The organism is Mycobacterium sp. E1386 (assembly GCF_001672745.1).
In the GTDB taxonomy this organism is placed as follows: domain Bacteria; phylum Actinomycetota; class Actinomycetes; order Mycobacteriales; family Mycobacteriaceae; genus Mycobacterium.
In genome coordinates this window covers 1-530 of record NZ_LZKH01000126.1, presented here as the reverse complement: position 1 = coordinate 530, position 530 = coordinate 1, and the positions used below count along the sequence as shown (strand labels likewise).

Genomic DNA, 530 nt, shown 5'->3' with positions numbered 1-530 from the left:
CCGTCGCGATGGCCGGCGCCATCCTGGCCGGCTTGTTCCTCAACCGCCGGCTGCCCTCCTGAGCGATCAGACCGGGAGCCGCCGGTTGATCAGCAGCGCCAGCGCCGTCGCGATCAGGGCGGTGATGACGCCCAGGCGCAACCACCCGGCGCTGCCCGGCCCCGGCACCGTGCGGTAGCCGATGTCCTTCTCGATCGCGTTGTAGCTCTTGGAAAGCTCGGCGACGTTGCTGGCGGTGTAAGACTGCCCGCCGGACAGCTTGGCGATCATCTTCATCTGATCCGTCGCGACGGGGACGGCGACCCGCTGCCCGTCCATCTCGATCTCGCCGGTCTTGGTGCCGAACGAGATCGTCGAGATCTGCACGCCCTCGGCCTTGGCGGCCCGGGCCGCGGTGAACGCCCCCTGCGGGGCGTTGGGGTCCAGCGGCACGTTCTCGGCGCCGTCGGAGAGCAGCACGATGCGGGCCGGCGGCGGGGTGTCGCCCCCGGTGATCGCGGTGGCGCTCACCGCGTGCAGGGCGGTGAAGA

At 71.1% G+C, this 530-nt stretch carries 1 pseudogene; it reads right to left on the bottom strand.

What is annotated here, in order from left to right:
- Window positions 1-66: 66 nt before the first annotated feature.
- A pseudogene (locus A5709_RS28435) lies at window positions 67-530 on the bottom strand (hypothetical protein); the annotation flags it as partial.